This is a genomic window from Pseudomonas sp. MYb118 (assembly GCF_040947875.1).
GTDB lineage: Bacteria > Pseudomonadota > Gammaproteobacteria > Pseudomonadales > Pseudomonadaceae > Aquipseudomonas.
Genome location: NZ_JBFRXN010000002.1, coordinates 379,275 through 398,289, shown reverse-complemented (window position 1 = coordinate 398,289; position 19,015 = coordinate 379,275). Strand labels below are relative to the sequence as shown.

General features: G+C 61.8%; 15 protein-coding genes. 5 read left to right on the top strand and 10 right to left on the bottom strand.

Features of this window, described 5'->3' with window-relative positions; translation table 11 throughout:
* Positions 1-84 precede the first annotated feature (84 nt).
* A complete protein-coding gene (locus ABVN20_RS07630) occupies positions 85-3,819 on the top strand; it encodes a neuraminidase-like domain-containing protein (RefSeq protein WP_368554984.1) in 3,735 nt (1,244 codons plus the stop codon).
* Between the two features lie 96 nt (positions 3,820-3,915).
* Positions 3,916-4,437 carry a hypothetical protein gene (locus ABVN20_RS07625; protein ID WP_368554983.1) on the top strand — a complete coding sequence of 174 codons (522 nt, stop codon included), beginning with the start codon at positions 3,916-3,918 and terminating at the stop codon, positions 4,435-4,437.
* 1,097 nt (positions 4,438-5,534) lie between these two features.
* On the opposite strand, the gene ABVN20_RS07620 is transcribed toward ABVN20_RS07625, so the two are convergent.
* Genes ABVN20_RS07620 through ABVN20_RS07595 form a run of 6 tightly spaced genes read right to left on the bottom strand, consistent with a single transcriptional unit; the run spans position 5,535 to position 12,251 of the window.
* Complete coding sequence (locus ABVN20_RS07620) at positions 5,535-6,866, bottom strand: DUF58 domain-containing protein (RefSeq protein ID WP_368554982.1); 1,332 nt, start codon at positions 6,864-6,866, stop codon at positions 5,535-5,537.
* Positions 6,863-7,864 carry an AAA family ATPase gene (locus ABVN20_RS07615; protein WP_368554980.1) on the bottom strand — a complete coding sequence of 334 codons (1,002 nt, stop codon included), beginning with the start codon at positions 7,862-7,864 and terminating at the stop codon, positions 6,863-6,865. Before ABVN20_RS07615 ends, ABVN20_RS07620 begins: the two co-directional genes overlap by 4 nt.
* Positions 7,861-9,024, bottom strand: coding sequence for a DUF4350 domain-containing protein (locus ABVN20_RS07610; protein ID WP_368554979.1), 1,164 nt, complete (start codon positions 9,022-9,024; stop codon positions 7,861-7,863). Before ABVN20_RS07610 ends, ABVN20_RS07615 begins: the two co-directional genes overlap by 4 nt.
* Positions 9,021-10,565, bottom strand: coding sequence for a DUF4129 domain-containing protein (locus ABVN20_RS07605; protein ID WP_368554977.1), 1,545 nt, complete (start codon positions 10,563-10,565; stop codon positions 9,021-9,023). The genes ABVN20_RS07610 and ABVN20_RS07605 overlap by 4 nt, the downstream gene beginning before the upstream one ends.
* Positions 10,552-11,529 (bottom strand): stage II sporulation protein M, encoded by a 978-nt coding sequence (locus tag ABVN20_RS07600; RefSeq protein ID WP_368554975.1) that lies wholly within the window; start codon positions 11,527-11,529, stop codon positions 10,552-10,554. The genes ABVN20_RS07605 and ABVN20_RS07600 overlap by 14 nt, the downstream gene beginning before the upstream one ends.
* Positions 11,526-12,251 carry an RDD family protein gene (locus tag ABVN20_RS07595; protein WP_368554972.1) on the bottom strand — a complete coding sequence of 242 codons (726 nt, stop codon included), beginning with the start codon at positions 12,249-12,251 and terminating at the stop codon, positions 11,526-11,528. The genes ABVN20_RS07600 and ABVN20_RS07595 overlap by 4 nt, the downstream gene beginning before the upstream one ends.
* A 167-nt stretch (positions 12,252-12,418) precedes the next feature.
* On the opposite strand from ABVN20_RS07595, the gene sbcB reads away from it, so the two are divergent.
* A complete protein-coding gene (sbcB, locus tag ABVN20_RS07590; protein ID WP_368554970.1) occupies positions 12,419-13,849 on the top strand; it encodes an exodeoxyribonuclease I in 1,431 nt (476 codons plus the stop codon).
* Between the two features lie 89 nt (positions 13,850-13,938).
* Here sbcB and mvaT read toward each other — a convergent pair whose 3' ends face one another.
* Complete coding sequence (gene mvaT / locus ABVN20_RS07585; RefSeq protein WP_368554969.1) at positions 13,939-14,316, bottom strand: histone-like nucleoid-structuring protein MvaT; 378 nt, start codon at positions 14,314-14,316, stop codon at positions 13,939-13,941.
* 330 nt (positions 14,317-14,646) lie between these two features.
* On the opposite strand from mvaT, the gene purU reads away from it, so the two are divergent.
* Positions 14,647-15,495 carry a formyltetrahydrofolate deformylase gene (purU, locus tag ABVN20_RS07580; RefSeq protein WP_368554967.1) on the top strand — a complete coding sequence of 283 codons (849 nt, stop codon included), beginning with the start codon at positions 14,647-14,649 and terminating at the stop codon, positions 15,493-15,495.
* An 86-nt stretch (positions 15,496-15,581) separates the two neighbouring features.
* A complete protein-coding gene (locus ABVN20_RS07575) occupies positions 15,582-15,761 on the top strand; it encodes a hypothetical protein (protein ID WP_368554965.1) in 180 nt (59 codons plus the stop codon).
* Between the two features lie 354 nt (positions 15,762-16,115).
* Here ABVN20_RS07575 and ABVN20_RS07570 read toward each other — a convergent pair whose 3' ends face one another.
* The 3 genes from ABVN20_RS07570 to ABVN20_RS07560 are packed head-to-tail and all read right to left on the bottom strand — an operon-like array spanning position 16,116 to position 18,998.
* Positions 16,116-17,111, bottom strand: coding sequence for a YbhN family protein (locus ABVN20_RS07570; RefSeq protein WP_368554963.1), 996 nt, complete (start codon positions 17,109-17,111; stop codon positions 16,116-16,118).
* Positions 17,108-17,884, bottom strand: a complete 777-nt coding sequence (locus ABVN20_RS07565) for a DUF2334 domain-containing protein (protein WP_368554962.1) — start codon at positions 17,882-17,884, stop codon at positions 17,108-17,110. The genes ABVN20_RS07570 and ABVN20_RS07565 overlap by 4 nt, the downstream gene beginning before the upstream one ends.
* Positions 17,877-18,998, bottom strand: a complete 1,122-nt coding sequence (locus tag ABVN20_RS07560) for a glycosyltransferase family 4 protein (RefSeq protein WP_368554961.1) — start codon at positions 18,996-18,998, stop codon at positions 17,877-17,879. The genes ABVN20_RS07565 and ABVN20_RS07560 overlap by 8 nt, the downstream gene beginning before the upstream one ends.
* Positions 18,999-19,015: the final 17 nt, after the last annotated feature.

The following is a 19,015-nucleotide window of genomic DNA, read 5'->3' as shown; positions in this document are numbered from 1 at the left end:
TCTGATCAACAGGCTCGTCCGCAGGCGTCAGCTGTTCGTCTCGAGTCACTGCCGGATGCACACCGCATTCCAGGGGTTATAAAAGTGGACACTACCGTCATTGGTACATTGCAGGAACTGCGTTGCTCGGCCCTGGCCGATTACTTTCTGGGGCACATGGCGCCGAATATGGAGGCGACCAAGCCACTGGACCTTTCCTCGCCCGAGGACCTGTATGCCTACCTGTTGCTGGACTCGCAAATCGGCCAGCAACCGGAGTCATCGGCCCTGGCCGAAGCGATTGCCGCGGTTCAGCAGTATCTGAATGCGGTCTATCACAGCATGGAGCCCGGTCATAATCAGGAGTTCGGCAAGGATGAGCTGGATGCCTGGCATATCTGCAACAGCAACATCGGCAATTGGGCCGGTTTCGAGAAGTTGAAACAGAACCCGGAAAACTACATAGACCCGATGTTGCGTCTAGGAAAGACAGCCCCGTTCGAGGAACTGGTAACCAACTTCAGCCAAGGCGGCGTGGAAGACCGCTATGTACAAAAAGCGTTGCACCAACACCTGACGCAGTTCGAATTGATATGCAACCTCTCGCTGAAAGCTGGGTACATCAACAGCACTTACACCAACGATCCTGCCAAAGGCAAAAATTTCTCCAATGCTGATTACTATCTGATTGGCCAGCAACGGGTTCCGCCTTTCAATCATTACTGGCGCAAGGCCGAAGTAGAGTTGAACGAAAGCAGCACGTTTCTTCCTCCAACTGCCTGGAGCGACTGGAGTGAAATCGCGATTCCCCAAGCCAGAATTCTGCTCGGGATCCGGCCGGTGTTTTTCGCCAACCGCTTGATGGTGGTTGTGGTCGAGGGCGATGAGCGCGAGGAGCAAACCCAAGTAGTCGGTGATGTCACGATCACAATACCTGGGGGCTGGTTGTACGAAATTAAAGTCGCCTACCTTGACGGGAGCGGATCATGGTCCATGCCCCTGAGTCTGAAAAAGGGCAAGATGAATTACCGGACCGGCGAACTTACGCAGCTGGTGGTGACAACGTTTGTCGATGACGAAGCTGATCCGCAGCTGCAGTTGGCCTTTGCCGCTCAAGACCCCAAGGAGGGTGGGACGCTGCAAATATTTTATGCCGCCACCGATAAACTGTTCACGCCCATAGAGCCGCACTTCCATACGCTGAATGTCCTTCTGGACAGCTACTTCTCCAATCCGATGACATTGCAGTACAACTTTACCGACCACGACATCGCTGAAGATACACCGATGATCAGAGAGGAGGCGTCAGGCGCTCAATTTCTGGACATGCGCATACTGGGAATTCCGGGTGTTCCGTGGATACGCCTCAATTCGCTGTTTGGTCCTCGCCTGGTGGCCAGCGCCGCCGTATCGGTAGATGAACTTCTGTCCCTTGCCACCCAGAATACCCTGGAGCCTCCACCGGACGGTTCACCTACCCCATGGGCGCCCATCGACTTCAACAGTGCTCACGGACTATTTTACTGGGAGTTGTTTTTTCATATGGTGTTCCTGATTGCGTGCCGGTTGCGTGATGAGGGCAAATACCTGGATTCGCAGCGCTGGTTTCACTACCTCTTCAACCCGCATATCCGCACCCCGCGGGAGGGTGAAGACGATCCGATAGCCAAGCATTGGTTGTGCCGTCCGTTGCTGGAAGACGGCACTTCCCATTTCGAATCCAAGAATCTGGTAGACCCGGACGCCATCGCCCTTGCGGATCGCATTCACTATCGCAAGGCCGTGTTCATCAATTACGTGCGCTGCATCCTCGCTCATGCCGACTCGTTGTACCGCCAGCTGACTCGCGACAGCCTGGCTGCAGCCAAACTGCAATACATGCGTGCCCTGGCGTTGATGGGCCCGGAGCCGACCGGGAAGGCCATGGACCATTGGGTGCCGCGATCCGTCAATGAGATTCTCGAGACCAAGGCCCAGACCGTCTCTTCACTGGAATCCTATGCCGCTGCGTTGGCGGTCAACATTTGGGACCTGCCACCGCGGATCACAGGCACGGCCGATTACACGGTTCTGAAACTGGATGTCTTCCGTCCCTTCGCCAACGATGAGGTGCTGAATTTCTGGAAGTACATCAACGAGTGCCTGTTCAACATGCGGCACAATCTGACGATCGACGGCAAGGAGATGAGTCTGGATCTGTATGCACCTCCGACCGATGTACGTCAGTTGATGCTGGCACAGGCCGGTGGTTCATGGGGGGCCCTGCGTAACGCTGGCGGCTGGAAGGCCATCCCGCATTATCGGTTCCGCCCGCTCCTGGCCATCGCACAAAACGCGGTGCAGATGTTGATGAACTACGGCAGAGAAGTGCGGCTGTTGATGGAGGCTGGTGATCGCACGGAGTACGAAGAACTGAGTCAGGTCCATGGCGCTGAAATGTCAGCGTTTGCCATCGACATTCAGGGCGAAGCAATCAAACAGATCCAGGCCTCTCTGAAGGGGCTGGAAGAAAGCAAAAGGGTGGTGGAGGACCGGGCGAAGTATTACCAGGGGCTCGATGAGAGCAGGCTGGTCGCAAAGGAGATAAAAGCGGACGACAAGGTATTGGATATCAAAGGCGTTCAACACAAGATTCGAATAGCGCATCTTGTTGCGGGGGTGTTGGATGCCGCACCGAACATGTTTGGTATGAGTAGCGGTGGCTGGAAGTTCAGTTCTTTAACAGCAGCGGCCGGTGCCGTTACCAACCTGGTTGCCGAGGCGTATGCCTTGGATGCCGAGTCAATGCACAAAACCGCTTTCTACGAACGGCGCTCACTGGAATGGAGATTCGCGTCACAGCAGGCCAAGAGCGAAATGCTGGTTCTTGACCAGCAAATCCTGGCCATGCAGCACTCGCTCACCGGCGCCACCGCCAGTCTGGCGCAAACTCGCAGGGCCCATGCCCAGGCCGAAGCGGTATTGAGCTTCTACAAGACCCGCTCGACCAATCGCGAGCTCTACCGTCATTTGCTCGGCCAGATGTCCACCCTGTTCTTCCAGGCCTACGACACCGTTTTCGCGATGTGCATGATGGCGGAGTCCAGCTTGCAGTACGAGCTGGGCGATTACAGGTTGAATGTGATTCAAGGCGGAGCATGGCAGGACAGGCTGCATGGCCTAGGTTCCGGGGAAATTCTGCAGGGCTACCTGACCCGCATGGAGCGTATTCACCTGGAGCGCAATGAACGGCGGTTGGAATTGACCAAAACCATTTCCCTGCGCCGATTGTTCGAACGGGGCGTGTTCGGGCCCGAGACCGAGTGGCCCGATGTGATCGCCGCGCTCATCGCGGGCAAGGTGGATTTCGAGATTCCCCAGCGGCTGCTCGACGAGGATTACCCGGGCCATTACTGCCGACAGGTCGTCATGGCCTCACTGTCGGTGCCGGCAGTGCTCGGTGCTTATGTCGACTTGAAATCGACACTGACGCAGTTGCGCAGCGTCACGGCCCTGGAGCCCAACCCCGACAGTCTGCCTTATCTGTATCGCGAGGAAGGTCACGAACTGCCGCCGCCGGACGTCGTGTTGAACCTGCGTAATAACCAGCAGATTGCGATCAGCAGCGGTGTGGACGATGCCGGCATGCACCAGATGTCGATGTCTGACGACGGGCGTTACTTCGCCTTCGAAGGCACGGGGGCTGTCAGCACATGGCGCCTGGAATTCCCGCGTTCGAATACGGAGGAGCAGCAGAAGATCATTAACAGCATGACGGACGTGATCATGCACCTGCGCTATACGGCGAAATCGGGTGGGCCGGCGTACAAAGCGGCGGTGCTGGAAAAACTGGAAGGTTGATGACTGCCGCCCCGACGGAAATCGGGGCGGCTCTTCAGAATGCCGAGGACGCCGCCGGCGCCCCGGGAACGTTTGACCATTCGAGGTGAACACATCATGAGCGATGAAGAAATCCCGGGCCGCAACCTGGTGAAATCCAGCCATTTCGAACCCAACTGGGAGGCAGACTGGAAACATGATGGAACCGGCTTTGCCGGTGTATACATAGACGACACGTATGGATTCTACATGCAGCTCAATGGCAGCGCGCAGGTGCTCCAGAAGGTGACGGTGCCGCGTTTTACCGTGGCCCAGTGGCCGGAGGTGAAGTTCCGCCTGGGATGCCAGTACGAAAACCTGGCCAACGGCAAAGAGTCCAGAATCGTCGTCACCACCAGCTCCAGCCTGGAAACGATCATCGACCTGAGCGGCATCCCCGCGAACGCCGAGTGGAACAAGTATCCGCAGCGGCATCTGGAGAAAATGGCACAAGATGACGAGAGCCTCGACATCACCCTGCACGGCCCGAGCATCGGCGGCTCGGGCGGGCTGCGGCTCACCGCGATCATCTGCGACGTACTGATCCCGCCGCTTCGAGTCAAACAACTCAAACTCGACAACAAAGAGTACAACCCCTGAGCCCTGTACCTGTACCTGTACCTGTACCTGTAGGAGCCAGCTTGCTGGCGATAGAGGCCCAGACATCGCGGGCCTCCAGACAACCCGCGTCATCGTTAACGACCATCGCGAGCAAGGAACGCGTTCCCCTGTAGGAGCGAGCCTTGCTCGCGATGAAGGCCCAGACACCGCGGGCCTCCAGACAACCCGCGTCATCGTTGACGACCATCGCGAGCAAGCCCGCTCCCACAATGGATCGGCGCCGTCCTGTAGGAGCGAGCCTTGCTCGCGATGGAGTCCCAGACACCGCGGGCCTCCAGACAGCCCACGTCATCGTTAACGACCATCGCGAGCATGCTCGCTCCTACAGTGGATCAGCGCCGTCCTGTGGGAGCGAGCCTTGCTCGCGATGGAGGCCCAGACACCGCGGGCATTCAGACAGCCCACGTCATCGTTGACGACCATCGCGAGCAAGCCCGCTCCCACAGTTTGATCGGCGCCGTCCTGTGGGCGCGAGCCTTGCTCGCGATGGAGGCCCAGGCACCGCGGGTATTCAGACAGCCGGCGTTATCGTTGACAACCATCGCGGGCAAGCCCGCTCCCACAAGGAACGCGTTCCCCTGTAGGAGCGAGCCTTGCTCGCGATGGAGGCCCAGGCACCGCGGGCATTCAGACAGCCCACGTCATCGTTAACGACCATCGCGAGCAAGGCTCGCTCCTACAGTTTGATCGGCGCTGTCCTGTAGGAGCGAGCCTTGCTCGCGATGGAGGCCCAGGCACCGCGGGCATTCAGACAGCCAGCGTCATCGTTGACGGCCATCGCGAGCAGGCTCGCTCCCACAGTTTGATCGGCGCCGTCCTGTGGGCGCGAGCCTTGCTCGCGATGAAAGCCCAGGCACCGCGGGCCTCCAGACAACCCGCGTCATCGTTAACGACCATCGCGAGCATGCTCGCTCCTACAGTTGATCGGCGCCGTCCTGTGGGAGCGAGCCTTGCTCGCGATGGCGGCCCAGGCACCGCGGGTATTCAGACAGTCAGCGTCATCGTTGACGACCATCGCGACGGTGCGACGACTCGCCAGGCTCGCTCCCACAGTGATCGGCGTTGTCTTGCATACTTCAGAACACCCCGGCCTTTTTCCATTCCAGGTAGCGTGTCACCAGCGCCGCGCCCAGTTCGTGGGGGGTGGCGTCCAGTACGGGGACGCCGTGGGCGTTGAGGCGTTCGTGGACGTCGGCGCGGGCGTTGAGGAAGTCCACGGTGCCGCAATACGTCAAGGCTTGCGACAAGGTTTGCACCGGTGTCTGACGCAAGCTGTCGAGCAGTTCTTCGCGCAGGCTGGTGACCAGCACCCGGTGCTGCTGGCCCAGTCGCTGCACGGCGGTGAGCAATTCTTCATCGTCTTCATCGCGCAGGTTGGTCACCAGCACCACCAGCGAGCGGCGTTTCTGTCGGGCCAGCAGTTGCGTGACCGCTGCCTGATAGTCGGCGCTGCGCTGGCTGCTGTCGAGGTCATACACGGCGTTGAGCAAAACGTTGAGCTGGCCGGCGCCCTTGACCGGCGCCAGGTGGCGCGGCTGCTCGGTGGCGAAGGTACTCAGCCCCACCGCATCGCCTTGACGCAGGGCGACGTAACTCAACAACAGGCACGCATTGAGCGCATGATCGAAATGCGTCAGCTCGCCGTCCTGGCTGCGCATGCGCCGGCCGCAATCGAGCAGGAAGACGATCTGCTGGTCGCGCTCGTCCTGATACTCGCGGGCAATCGGCGTGCGTTGTCGGGCCGTGGCTTTCCAGTCGATCTGGCGCAGGCTGTCGCCTTCACGAAATTCCCGCAGTTGATGAAACTCCAGACCCAACCCTCGCCGTTGTCGCTGGCGCACGCCCAGTTGGCTGAGCCAGTTGTCCACCGCCAGCAATTGACCGCCGTAGAGGCGGGCGAAATCCGGGTAAACGCGGGTACTGCCGGGCACCTCGGGCAAGCGCTTGTCGGTCCACAGGCCCAGGGGGCTGGGCAGGTTGAGCTCACAATAAGCAAAATCGAAGTGGCCACGATTGAGTGGACGCAGACGATAACCCACGTGGCTGTGCAAGCCGGGTTGCAGCTCGACCGCCAGCGGCAGGTTTTCGAAGCTCAAGCCGTCGGGTACATGGTCGAACAGTTCGATGTTCAGGGGCTGGTTGAAGTCATGCTCGACCTCCAGCCGCACTTCGCTCCAGCGCCCGAGCGCCAGGCTGCCGGGCAACTGGCGTCTGATCCGCGGCGATGGCAGGCGCCTGACCCGCAGTCCATCGAGCAGCGCCAGGGCCAGCAGCGCCAGGAGCAAGCCCCAGTTGATCGACAGCAGCGTCGCGGGAACGCTGACGTCCAGCGCCTGCAACGCGCCCAGCACCACGGCAACGGCCAGCAGCAACGCCAGCCAGATCAGCAGCAGGCGCGAGGGTTTCACAGGCGCGGTGCCGGCACTTGATCGAGCAGCTGGCGCAACACCTGATCGACCTCCAGCCCTTCGATGTCCAGCTCCGGGGCAATGCGCACGCGATGGCGCAACACCGCCAGCGCGCTGCCCTTGATGTCATCAGGAATCACGAACTCACCGCCGCGTAACAACGCCCGCGCCCGTGCGCAGCGCACCAGCGCGATGGACGCCCGCGGCCCGGCGCCGAGGCTCAGGCCCGGCCAGCTGCGGGTGGTGCGCGCCAGGCGCACGGCATAGTCGAGCACCTGATCGTCCAGCGGCAGCTCGCTGGCGATGCGCTGCAAGGCCAACACGTCCTTGGCCTGCAACACCGTGCGCAGCGGCTGCACATCGAGCATGTCGGCGCGGGTCGAGCGGCTGACCTGACGGACCATTTGCAATTCCTGCTCGGCATCCGGGTAGTCCATGCGCACCTTGAGCATGAAGCGATCCAGCTCGGCTTCCGGCAACGGGTAGGTGCCTTCCTGTTCGATCGGGTTCTGCGTGGCGAGCACCATGAACGGCTGCGCGATGGGCAGGGCGCGACCTTCAAGGGTGACCTGGCGTTCCTGCATGGCTTCGAGCAGCGCCGCCTGGGTTTTCGCCGGGGCGCGGTTGATCTCGTCGGCCAGCAGCAGGTGGGTGAACAGCGGCCCCTTGCGCAGCTTGAATTGCTCGGTCTGCAAGTCGTACACCGCATGCCCGGTGACATCGCTGGGCATCAGGTCCGGGGTGAACTGGATGCGCGCGAACTCGCCGCCAAAGCAGCGGGCGAGGGCGCGCACCAGCAGGGTCTTGCCCAGCCCCGGCACGCCTTCGAGCAACACGTGGCCGCCGGCGATCAGCGCACAGAGCACGTCGTCGATCACCGCGTCCTGACCGATCACGACTTTTTGCAGTTCACCCCTGATCGCCTGCGCCAACTGGATGGCGCGCAGGCGTTGCTGCTCTGCGTGGCTCGGCGTGCCGGGCTCGATCTGTTCACTCATAAGGCATTCCTCAAGGTTTGCAGGTGGGCGACCTGACGGCTGAATTCAACGCTGGACAGCCGTTGTTTCGTACGGGGGCCCATGGCCTGGCTGATGGCGCGTGTGGGCTGGCCGGTCAGGCGGGCAATGACCAGCCATTGTTCGGCGACACCCAGTTGTTCGAAGCCGGGGTGACGGCGTCGGACCCGGCGCAGGATGTCCTGCTGCAAGGCCTGCAACAGGCTGGCCTGACCGCTGCGGCGCCACATGAAGTCGGCGCTGGCGCGCAGGTGTTCGTGCAGTTGCCGGCGGGCCCGTGGCGTCGCCCCGATCAGCGGCCCCTGGCGCACGCCGACATGCCACAGAGCCAACATGATCAGGGCGGCGAGGGCGACCAGGGCCTGGGGGAAATAGCGCAGCAACAGGGTCAGCAGGCCGTCGTGATCGGTGTTGAACATCAGCGTTACGCGGGTATCGGCGGTCAGGTACCAGAGCAGCCAGGCGTTGTCGTAGCGCTCGATGGCATCGTTTTTCCACAGGTCGGCATCGGTGACGACGATGATCGAGCCGAGCCCGTGGTTCAGTTGCATCATGTGCGTGGCCTTGGCGCTGTTAGCCCAGGCCTGCACGAGGTTGTGCGGGTCTTCGAGGTGGAAGGTGGTGCGAAAACTCGCATAGGCGGGGGCGTCTTCGTCCTCGATGTAAAGCTTGGTCAGTTTCGGGTAGGGGTCCTGCTCGGCCTGTGGTGGCGCATCCTTGAGATCGTCGCTGAGCAACTGGTGAATCTGCACGCGGTCGAGCAGCGGGTCGTGGCTGCGCCCGAGTTTTTCATCCCAGATAGACTCGGCGATAAACAGCAGGCGTCCGCCGGCGCGGGTCCAGTTCAGCACTTGATCAATCTGCCGCGGGCTCATGCTGGAGCGGTCGCCGAGCAACAGCAGGCTGTGCTGGCGCGGTTCCAGGGTCGGCAGAACGTCCAGGCCATTGGCATGGCTGACGCTCAAGCCCTGTTTGCGCAGAAAGTCTTCGGCGGCCAGGTACGGGTTGGCAGCCGCCTCGGGCGCAGGGCCGTGATCGACTTCCTCCTGATAGGGCGTCGCCTTGCCATACAGGTACACGCTCAGCGCCGCCAGCAGCAGCGCAATGACGATGCCGGCGAGCAGCCCGAGGCGCCGGTTCAACGTGGTGCTCCCACACCAAAAATGCTGCGCCAGCCCTGGCATAACTCCTGTTGCACGGAGGGGGCGGGCAGGCGATGCCCGTAGGCCATGTTCTGCCAATGGCGGGTGAGGGTTTGACTGAAGGCCATTAACTCGGGGCGTTGCAGGCGCTCGATGCGCGTCAGTACCTGGCCTTCGGTGTCGGCGGGTGTCAGCGCCAGATGATAGTCGTGCAGCAAGTGGCTGAGCAGCGCGCGGTAGAGCAGGCCGAGCGCCTCCCGGGGGTTGGATTGCCACAGCTCTTCGGCGCTGGTGGCGATGTCGGCGGGCAGGGTGTCGCGGTTCAGGTCGAGGCCGAACGCCTGCTGCGGTAACGTGCGTGATGCCTTGCCCGGTAACTTCGGACGACGACTGACGAACGCCTGCAACCAGTCACGGTAACGCCAGGCCAGCAAGGCGATCGCGCCGATGACGAAGCTCCACAGCAACACTTCGATCACGCTGGCCAGGGTGCCGAGATGCTGGCTGTTCAGCCATTTTTGCAAAAACTTCAACCACGCGGGACTGTGACCTTCGTCCGCGGTTTCGGCCGCCGGTTTGTCTTCGCCGAAGCGATAGCGGGTGACCGTTTCCCGGTTCTTGAACGGTGGCTGGTCGAGGATCGCCCGGATGCCGTCGCGCGACGCCTGGCTGGTCAGCGGCTGGTTCAGCAGGCGCGGGCTGTCGGGGCCCGTGGCCGGCTCTTCGGCCCATACGCTGGGCGTGCCCGGCACCAGGAGAACCGCCGCCAGCAGCAGGAGCACGGCGGTGCCGCTCAGGCGTTGGCGCAGGCGGCGGAACACCAGCTCGATGTCCCAGGCCTCCAGCACCGTGCGCCGGTTCAAATACAGGCTGAAACCACACGCCACGTAGATCGGCTCCCACACCACCAGCACCAGCACGTAGAACGCATTGGTCAGGTGTTCCAGCCAGCGCCAGTCCTGGGTGGCGGCGGACAGCAGGGTCTGCCAGCCCCAGTCGATTTCCACCTGCGAGGGCAGCAGCAGATAGAACAACGCCATCAGGCCTATCCATAACGCGCCTTCCAGATGCACGCCAATGATCGTCAGCCAGCGCGCCGCGCCGGCGTCGCGCTGCATCAGGACCAGCAGGCGCTGTTGCCGCTCCAGGCCGTCCAGGCCTTCGAGCTGCACCACCGGCAGCAAAAAGCTGCGACTCAGGCTCAGGCGACGCCAGGTCAGGCTCGCCAGCAACTGCGGTTTGAGCAAGCGTGGCCATTGGCGCAACGCCTGCCTGAGGGTGGGCGTGTCACCGAACATGGCCTTGGACAGGATGTACAGCGGCAGGCGTTCGAATGCCGGTTTCAACCACCAGAAAATCAACACCGCCAGCGACGGCGAATCCCACAGCAACGCGCTCAGCAGGGCGAACACTGGCAGGGTGACGATCGCCCAACTGACCATCAACAGGCGGCGATGGCGCTGGCTCAGCAGCACGCCGAGGTCCATGGCTTCCCAGGTGCTGCGCGGGCGGATAACCACGGTGGCGTCACTCAGGCGCATGACGGCTGCGTCCGGCAAACAACAGATAGATCGCCACCAGCACCCACAGCGCCGCGCCCACCAGGTACTTGGTCAGCGGTGCCGGTGCGGTCATCGACGACCAGTAGGCTTCGATGAACGCCGCGATCAACAGAAACAGCATGACCCCGCAGATCAGCAGCACGCTTTTGCGTGCCGCCAGGCGTAACGCTTCGGCGCGGGACAGGCGTCCCGGTGCGATCAGTGCCCAGCCCAGTTGCAGGCCGGCGGCACCCGCCAGGGCGATGGCGCTGAGTTCGAAGGCGCCGTGGCCGATCACGAACGACCAGAAGGTCTGCCCGTAGCCGATCTGCGTCAGGTGCCCGGCCACGGCGCCGATCATCAGGCCATTGAAGAACAGGAAGAACGCACTGCCCAGGCCGAACAGCAAACCGCTGGCGAAGGTCTGAAAGGCGATCCCGATGTTGTGCATGATGTAGTAGCCGAACATCACCCAGTCTTCACTGGCCGCCCGTTCTTCCGGGCGACCCAGGTGGCCGGCGACTGGGTCGTACATGTCGTGCATCTGGCTGATCTGTTCGAACGGAATCAGGTTGTAGACCAGGTCCGGGAACAGGTACACCAGCACGGCAAAGCCGATCAGGCTGCCGAAGAACATCAGGCTCGCCGCGAGCACGAAGCGCCACTGCTCGCGCACCAGGCGCGGGAAATCGGCGAGGATGAAACCGGCGATGTTCGCCCCCAGGCGGCTGCGATGCCGGTACAACTGTTGATGTCCGCGTAGCACTTGCTGTTGCAACGAGTCGATCAGAAAACTGCTGTAGCCACGCTCCTGAGCCAGCGCCAGTTGCTGGCAGAGCCGCCGGTAGTCCCTGGGGAAACTGGCGACGCGCGAGGCGTCCTTGTTGCGCTCGAGCCGGTCGAGCAGCAGCGAAAACTGCGCCCATTCGGCCTTGTGGCGATGTTCGAAAAGACTTTGCTTCATGCCGGCCCCAGCAAGCCACGGGCGACGCCATTGAGTTGTGCCAGCGCCTGGGGCGGCGGCACCTGCAACGGTTGGGCGAGGATCGCCGAGAGCTCATTGACCCGCGCGGGCGACAGTTCAGCCTGGCGCTCGGCAAAGCCGAGAACGGCGCGCTGTTCGCTCAGTGTCAGGGCGAACGGTGCACGCCGAGGTTCGACATCAGGCACCTGGGGCCGGGTGATCGGCTGTTCGCGGTAGATCACCAGCGTGCCGGCGGCGAGGTCACCCAGGCGCTTGAAATTGGGGTGTTGCAGGCAACTGAGGGTGCCCAGGAAATAGCCGAAGGGCAGCATGTCGACAAAGCGCAGCAGATTGCGCAACAACGAAGCGGACCAGTCGATTGGCGTGCCGTCGTCCTGCACCACCCGCAGGCCCATCCATTGCTTGCCGGGCGAGCGTCCCTGGTTGAGTACTTCGAACAGCACCATGTACCACCAGCTCACCACGAACAGCAGGATCGCTCCCAGCCCGGCACCGAGCTTGCCGAGGAAGGCCAGGACGATGAACAGCAGGCCGAGGATCAGCCCGCGCAAGCCCAGGTCGATGGCGAAGGCCAGCGCACGAACCATCAACCCCGCCGGGCGCAGTGGCAGGTCGATGCCTTCCGGCGTTTCAACCTGATGCCGCGTATCCAGTGGCGGGGACAGCGGCGCTTTCCTTGGCAGTGCTGTGGTCTCGAGCATGGGCAACCTGATGTTGTGGCTGTCACCGATGCTAGCAGCCTCTTGGGGGAAAACGACATAGCTGATTCGTGCTTGTTGCCTGGCCAGTCGTGTCTGGATGCAAGATCGCTGGCCGGGGCGGGATGCAAACGCCTAGACTTTGTCGATCTTCAGTTCAGGAACAGCCCGTGACCTCGATCTTCTGGTACGACTACGAAACCACCGGCATCAACCCTCGTTGCGACCGCCCGCTGCAAGTGGCGGGGCTGCGCACGGATTTCGATCTCAATGTCATTGGTGAGCCGGTCAACCTGTATTGCCAGCTCGGTGACGACATCCTGCCGCATCCGGCGGCGTGCGCGATCACCGGGATCACGCCGGGCCAACTGAGCGAACGCGGTTTGAGCGAAGCCGATTTCATGACCCGGGTGCACGCCGAACTGGCGGCGCCGGGCACCTGTGGCGCGGGTTACAACACCTTGCGTTTCGACGACGAGATGACCCGCTACAGCCTGTACCGCAATTTTTTCGACCCCTACGCCCGTGAGTGGCAGGGCGGTAACAGCCGCTGGGATCTGATCGACGTGGTGCGCGCAGCGTATGCGCTGCGTCCCGATGGCCTGATCTGGCCGCAGGATGACGAAGGGCGGGTGACCCTCAAACTCGAACGCCTGACCGCCGCCAATGGCATTGATCACGGTCATGCCCACGAAGCGCTGTCCGACGTGCGCGCCACCATCGCGCTGGCGCGGCTGATCCGCGAGAAGCAGCCGAAGCTGTATGACTGGTTGTTCCAGTTGCGCAGCAAACACAAAGTGATGGACCAGATCCGCCTGTTGCAGCCGATGGTGCACATTTCCGGGCGCTTCTCCGCCGCGCGCAGTTATGTAGGGGTGGTTTTGCCGCTGGCCTGGCACCCACGCAACAAGAATGCGTTGATTGTCTGCGACCTGCATCTGGACCCTCAAGGCTTGCTCGACCTCGATGCCGAGACCCTGCGCCAGCGCCTGTATACCCGGCGCGAGGAGTTGGCCGAGGGCGAGTTGCCCGTGCCGCTCAAACTCATCCACATCAACAAATGCCCGGTAGTCGCGCCGCTGTCGGTCCTGCGCCCGGAGGATCAGCAGCGCCTGGGCCTGGACATGGCGTTGTACCAGGCGCGGGCATTGCGACTAAATGACGCACAGCCCGTTTGGCGAGACAAGCTCCAGGCCATTTATGCCAGTGAAGATTTCGCCCAGAGCCAGGACCCCGAACAACAGTTGTACGACGGTTTTATCGGTGATCGCGATCGGCGTCTTTGTGAGCAAGTCCGCGCGGCGGACCCGCAGCAATTGGCCCGCGAGAAGTGGCTTTTCGATGATGAACGTTTACCGGAATTATTGTTTCGCTATCGAGCACGTAACTTTTTCGATACGTTGAGTTTCGAAGAACAAGAGCGCTGGCGATTATTCTGTCAGCAACGTTTGTCAGACGTTGTTTGGGGGGCGCCGAATACCCTGGAAACTTTCGTACAGGCCGCGGCCCAGTTGAATTTGACTGCCACACCGTTTCAGCAGGAAGTACTCGGTGAATGGAGCAGTTATGTCGAGGTATTGCGAGAGCGATTCAATCTTTGAAAATGAAAATAGCCATTGCCGAACTCCAGGAATAAAAAAACGCCAGCATTTGCTGGCGTTCTTTTTGTCGCGGTTTCAAGCGGTGAGGCTTAGCCCAGCAGGGTGGACCAGCCTTCAACCACGTCACCGCCCCACTTGGCTTTCCACTCTTTCAGAGTCTTGTGGTTGCCACCTTTGGTTTCGATGACTTCGCCGTTGTGCGGGTTTTTGTATTGTTTAACTTTGCGCGCGCGCTTGGTGCCGGTGGTTTTCACTGCGCCGCCACGAGGTGCCTTGGTTTTGGATTCTGGATCCAACAGCGCGATGATGTCACGCAGCGACTTGGAATATTCGGCCATCAGGGCGCGCAGTTTGCCTTCGAATTCCAGCTCGGTTTGCAGTTTGTCGTCTTGCGACAGGTTCTTCAAACGGGCTTGAAGCTCTTTGATGGCTTCTTCTGTGGCACGATATTCGTTGATCAAGGACATGGGGACTACCTTATGTTGTGACGCTGAGTGTCAGGGGACAGTGCGGCAATAATAGTCAGGCTGTTTCATCAAGTAAACATTAAACCGGGCTTTTATTTAATTGAATTGTGATCAATAGGCCGAGAACTGGCCCGTCGTTAAATAATGACGCAGATAATCACAATTGAGTACTTGAAGAATCCCGGCAAAAGTACTCGCCTGCCAGCGCAGGCGAAGCCTCCGGTGGCAGGCTCGAGCACCGTCTGGCGACGCAAGGTGTCATCCATACTGCAGTTTTGCTGCGCAGCCGCTAGAATGGCGGCCTTTGCGAAGTTCTGGAGTTCCCCCCTCATGCGCACTTTTCGGCTGGTGATTTCTTGCCCGGACCGCGTTGGTATCGTTGCTAAAGTCAGTAACTTTCTGGCGTCTCATAACGGCTGGATCACTGAAGCGAGCCACCACTCGGACAATCAGAGTGGCTGGTTCTTCATGCGTCACGAAATTCGGGCCGATTCGTTGCCTTTCGGAATCGAAGCCTTTCGCGAGGCATTTGCGCCGATTGCCGAAGAGTTCTCGATGGACTGGCGCATCACCGACACCGCGCAGAAAAAACGCGTGGTGCTGATGGCCAGTCGCGAGTCTCACTGCCTGGCCGACCTGCTGCACCGCTGGCACAGCGATGAGCTGGATTGCGAAATTTCCTGCGTGATTTCCAACCACGACGACCTGCGCAGCATGGTCGAGTGGCACGGCATTCCTTACTACCACGTGCCGGTCAACCCGCAGGATAAAGAGCCGGCATTCGCCGAAGTGTCGCGCCTGGTCAAGCAGCACGATGCCGAAGTAGTGGTCCTGGCCCGCTACATGCAAATCCTGCCACCGGCGCTGTGCAGCGAGTACGCGCACAAGGTGATCAACATTCACCACAGCTTCCTGCCGTCGTTCGTCGGCGCCAAGCCGTATCACCAGGCGTCGATGCGTGGGGTCAAGCTGATCGGCGCGACCTGCCACTACGTCACCGAAGAGCTGGACGCCGGTCCGATCATCGAGCAGGACGTGGTGCGTGTCAGCCACAGCGACAGCATCGAAGACATGGTGCGTTTCGGCCGTGACGTCGAGAAGATGGTGCTGGCCCGTGGCCTGCGTTACCACCTGGAAGACCGCGTGCTGGTACACGGCAACAAAACCGTGGTGTTCTGACCGCGCTACAACAAGGTTGAAATTCGAAGGGCCTGGGCGTTCAATCGCTCCAGGCCCTTCGCCGTTTCAGCATCGAGGAAATGATCATGGCTGACCCCCTGGACAAAGCCACCTCCCGGGCACCCGCAACCCTGGGAGAGGGTTGCCTGAGCCGCTACGACCCGGACGACCTGAGCCCGGAAGACGGCACGGAATTCCCGGATGCGCAGGCGTTGTGGGAGCAGTTGAACCCCCAAGCCGAAAAAGTACCGGCGAAACCCGACTGAATTGTGGGAGCGAGCCTGCTCGCGATGGTCGCCAACGATAACGCTGTCAATCTGACACCCTGCGGTGCCCGGTCCACCATCGCGAGCAGGCTCGCTCCCACAGGGGACCCGTTCTTGATCTTCTGTAGGAGCGGGCTTGCCCGCGATGGTCGTTAACGATAACGCTGGCCGCCTGACACCCCACGGTGCCCGGTCCACCATCGCGAGCATGCTCGCTCCTACAGGGACCCCGTTCTTGATCTTCTGTGGGAGCGAGCCTGCTCGCGATGGTTTTCAACGATGACGCGGTCAATCTGACACCCTGCTGTGCCCGGTCCACCATCGCGAGCGGGCTCGCTCCCACGGGTGCCGGGGTTACGCCTGCTTCGGTCTCATTAGCTTCTTGAGCAACGGCCGTCCCAGCATCAGCAAAAACACCGGGCCACCCACCACCAGGTAGAAGTAATAGGTCACTGCCCGCCAGATCAGGATCGCCGCGGCGGCGGTGGATTTGCCGACCATCGGCGTCAGCAGTGCCGCCGAGGTCAGTTCCGCTGCGCCGGCGCCTCCAGGCAACAGGCTGAACTGACCCGCGCTCAGCGAGAGCATCTGGATCAGGAAGCTCCAGGCCCATTGCAGGTCCGCCCCCAGCCCGCGCAACGCCAGGTACAGCACGCTGTAGCGCAGCAGCCAGTGCACACAGGTCAGGGCGAACACGGTGATCAGGGTATTGAAAGGCAACTTCAGCGTATCGGTGAACGCCGCGAGAAAATGCAGGAGTTTGCGCGCCCAGCGCAGGCGGGTGCTGCCTTTGACATTCAGGCGTACCAGCAGCCGGCCGCCCAGGCGGATCAGCAGGCGGTGGTAACGCGCGATCGCCACGCAACTGAGCAAGCCGCCGAACAGAGAAAGCGCGCTGACCATCAGCAACCACTCCATGCGCTCGCTGAGGTGCTGGAACAGCGCATAAATCAGAATCCCCACCAGTGCGCAGAGGAAAAACAGCAGGTCGCTCAGTTGATCCATGGCGAACACCGCGCTGCCCCTGGCCGGTCGCACGCCGTTGCGGGCCAGCAGTGCCATGATGGTCAACGGCCCGCCGCTGCCGCCCGGTGTGGCGCAGTAGGCGAATTCGGCCGCCATCACCACGCCCAGGCTTTTCACCGGGCTGACCTTGGCGCGCTGATCGCCCAGCAGCAGGCGCAGGCGCTGGGTGTTGACCAGCCAGCACAGCAGGATCATGGCAAACATCACCAACAGCCAGTTCAAGGGGAACGCCTGCAAGCGCGCCCAGGTCTGGTTGCCGCCGAGCAGCAGTGGAATCAGCAGGGCGGCCAGCAGCGCAACGAGCAGCAGGATGCCCCGGCTCATGCGGCACGACCGCATCGCTGTCCCTGCATTGCCAGCCAGCGCGCCTTGGTCAGCGGCACGCGGCCCTCGGCCAGCAGGCGCTTGAGGGTACCCAGCCAATACTCGCGGGAGAAACCATGACGCATGTCCACCGGGTGCACGCCCAGGCGAATCACCGGCGCCTGGCGCCAGCGTTGCTCGCGCTGATCGCTGAGCAGTTTCGAGACCCCCCGGCGCCAGGCACTGCGGGCACTCCAGACCAGTCCCGGCGCCTGCACCTGGGTGAAATCCGGCAGGTGATACAAATGCTGCGGGTCACTGGTGTAGCGCAAGGGCGACTGGCGCAACGCCTGGCGCGTGCCCTCGCTCATCAACCAGGCCGGCGCGACAAACCCGTGCAGCGGCCATTGATAGCGATCGAACAGCTCGATGCCGGCCCACAAACGGGCGAGGGCAGCTTCCCGGGACAGGCTGTAAAACTCGCCTTCGTGGGTGTAGATCCGGCGCATGAACCAGTCTCGTGGCGTAGTGGGTGACGGGCTTTCGTCACAATGAAAGTAGCCGTGCAACGCCAGTTCGTCACCCCGCGCCAGGCGCTCGCCGAGCAGGCGACGAAACGCCGGGTGGGCGTTGAGATCGTTGCGGCGATGAAAGTCCGGCACCACCAGCCAGGTCATCGGCACTGCGCCGAGGGCGTCGACGGCTTCGACAAAGGGCTGGTAATCGGCCCAGGTCTGCGGCGCGACGTCGTGCAACACCAGTAACAGGGCAGGGGCGTTCATCGGCTCAGCCATTGGCGACCAGCGGCCATTGATGGCCGAGCACGGCGCGATAATGGCCCAGCAGGCTGTTGACCACGGTGTCCCAGGCGTAATGCCGCTCGACATGGCGGCGCGCCTGCCGCCCCCGATCGACGCTGCCGGCGGCGAACAACTCGCGGACCGCGTTCGCCATCGACAGGGCGTCGTTGGGTGTGCACAGCACACCGCAATCGGCGCTGATGATTTCCGGAAAGGCGCCGGCGGCCACGGCCACCACGGGAATGCCACAGGCCATGGCTTCGAGCGTCACCAGGCCGAAGGTTTCCTGATCGCCGGCATGCACCAGCGCGTCCGCGCTGGCCATCAGCCTCGCCACCTGCGCGGCCGGGCAAAAGTCATCAATCACGGTCACGTTGTCCGGCACTGCCGTTGGCATCGACGAGCCGACCAGCAACAGGTGATAACGCCTTCCCAGGTGTTTCATGCAGTCGAGCAACACCTGCAGGTTTTTCTCCTTGGACCCGCGTCCGGCAAAAATCAGCAGGTGCGTGTGCTCGTCGATCCCCAGTTCCGCGCGCAGGCCGGGGTCGCGCGCGTCCGGGTGGAAAGTATGCAGATCGACCCCGAGGGGCTGCACGAACACATTGCGCACGCCCAGGCCAATGAGTTTGTCGGCCATGATCCGGCTGGGCGCGAGCACCCGGTCGAAATTGCCGTACAGCTTGCGGACATAGGCCTCGACGTTGTTGGTCAGCCAGTGGCCCATGCGGTTGCTGACCAGCAGCGGCAGGTCGGAGTGATAGAAACCGATCACCGGCACATCGAGCTGGCGACGGGCATCCAGCGCCGCCCAGGCGGTGAGGTAAGGGTCGCCGACTTCGATCAGGTCAGGCTGCAAATCGTGCAGGACATTACGCCAGGGCGCGAGACGCACAGGGAACCGATAACCTTTGCCAAAGGGCAGGGCGGGAGCCGGGACGGTGTAGACGCCATCGGTTTCACTCAAGTGCGAACCGGGAATCAGCAGACTGTGGCGAATGCCTGACTTGATCCCCAGGCGACGATGCTTGGCATCCAGATAAGTGCGCACGCCACCGCTGGCAGGGGCGTAGAACATGGTTATGTCAGCGATATGCACGATGAGCATCCCTCCGGCCGGTTCTC

What these genes read in the sequence shown, in the direction of transcription:
- ABVN20_RS07625 (WP_368554983.1), top strand. Translation starts at nt 3,916, where the DNA reads ATGAGCGATGAAGAAATCCCGGGCCGCAACCTGGTGAAATCCAGCCAT.
- ABVN20_RS07560 (WP_368554961.1), bottom strand. Translation starts at nt 18,998, where the DNA reads ATGCTCATCGTGCATATCGCTGACATAACCATGTTCTACGCCCCTGCC.
- ABVN20_RS07565 (WP_368554962.1), bottom strand. Translation starts at nt 17,884, where the DNA reads ATGGCTGAGCCGATGAACGCCCCTGCCCTGTTACTGGTGTTGCACGAC.
- ABVN20_RS07575 (WP_368554965.1), top strand. Translation starts at nt 15,582, where the DNA reads ATGGCTGACCCCCTGGACAAAGCCACCTCCCGGGCACCCGCAACCCTG.
- ABVN20_RS07615 (WP_368554980.1), bottom strand. Translation starts at nt 7,864, where the DNA reads ATGAGTGAACAGATCGAGCCCGGCACGCCGAGCCACGCAGAGCAGCAA.
- ABVN20_RS07605 (WP_368554977.1), bottom strand. Translation starts at nt 10,565, where the DNA reads ATGCGCCTGAGTGACGCCACCGTGGTTATCCGCCCGCGCAGCACCTGG.
- ABVN20_RS07595 (WP_368554972.1), bottom strand. Translation starts at nt 12,251, where the DNA reads ATGCTCGAGACCACAGCACTGCCAAGGAAAGCGCCGCTGTCCCCGCCA.
- ABVN20_RS07600 (WP_368554975.1), bottom strand. Translation starts at nt 11,529, where the DNA reads ATGAAGCAAAGTCTTTTCGAACATCGCCACAAGGCCGAATGGGCGCAG.
- mvaT (WP_368554969.1), bottom strand. Translation starts at nt 14,316, where the DNA reads ATGTCCTTGATCAACGAATATCGTGCCACAGAAGAAGCCATCAAAGAG.
- ABVN20_RS07570 (WP_368554963.1), bottom strand. Translation starts at nt 17,111, where the DNA reads ATGAGCCGGGGCATCCTGCTGCTCGTTGCGCTGCTGGCCGCCCTGCTG.
- purU (WP_368554967.1), top strand. Translation starts at nt 14,647, where the DNA reads ATGCGCACTTTTCGGCTGGTGATTTCTTGCCCGGACCGCGTTGGTATC.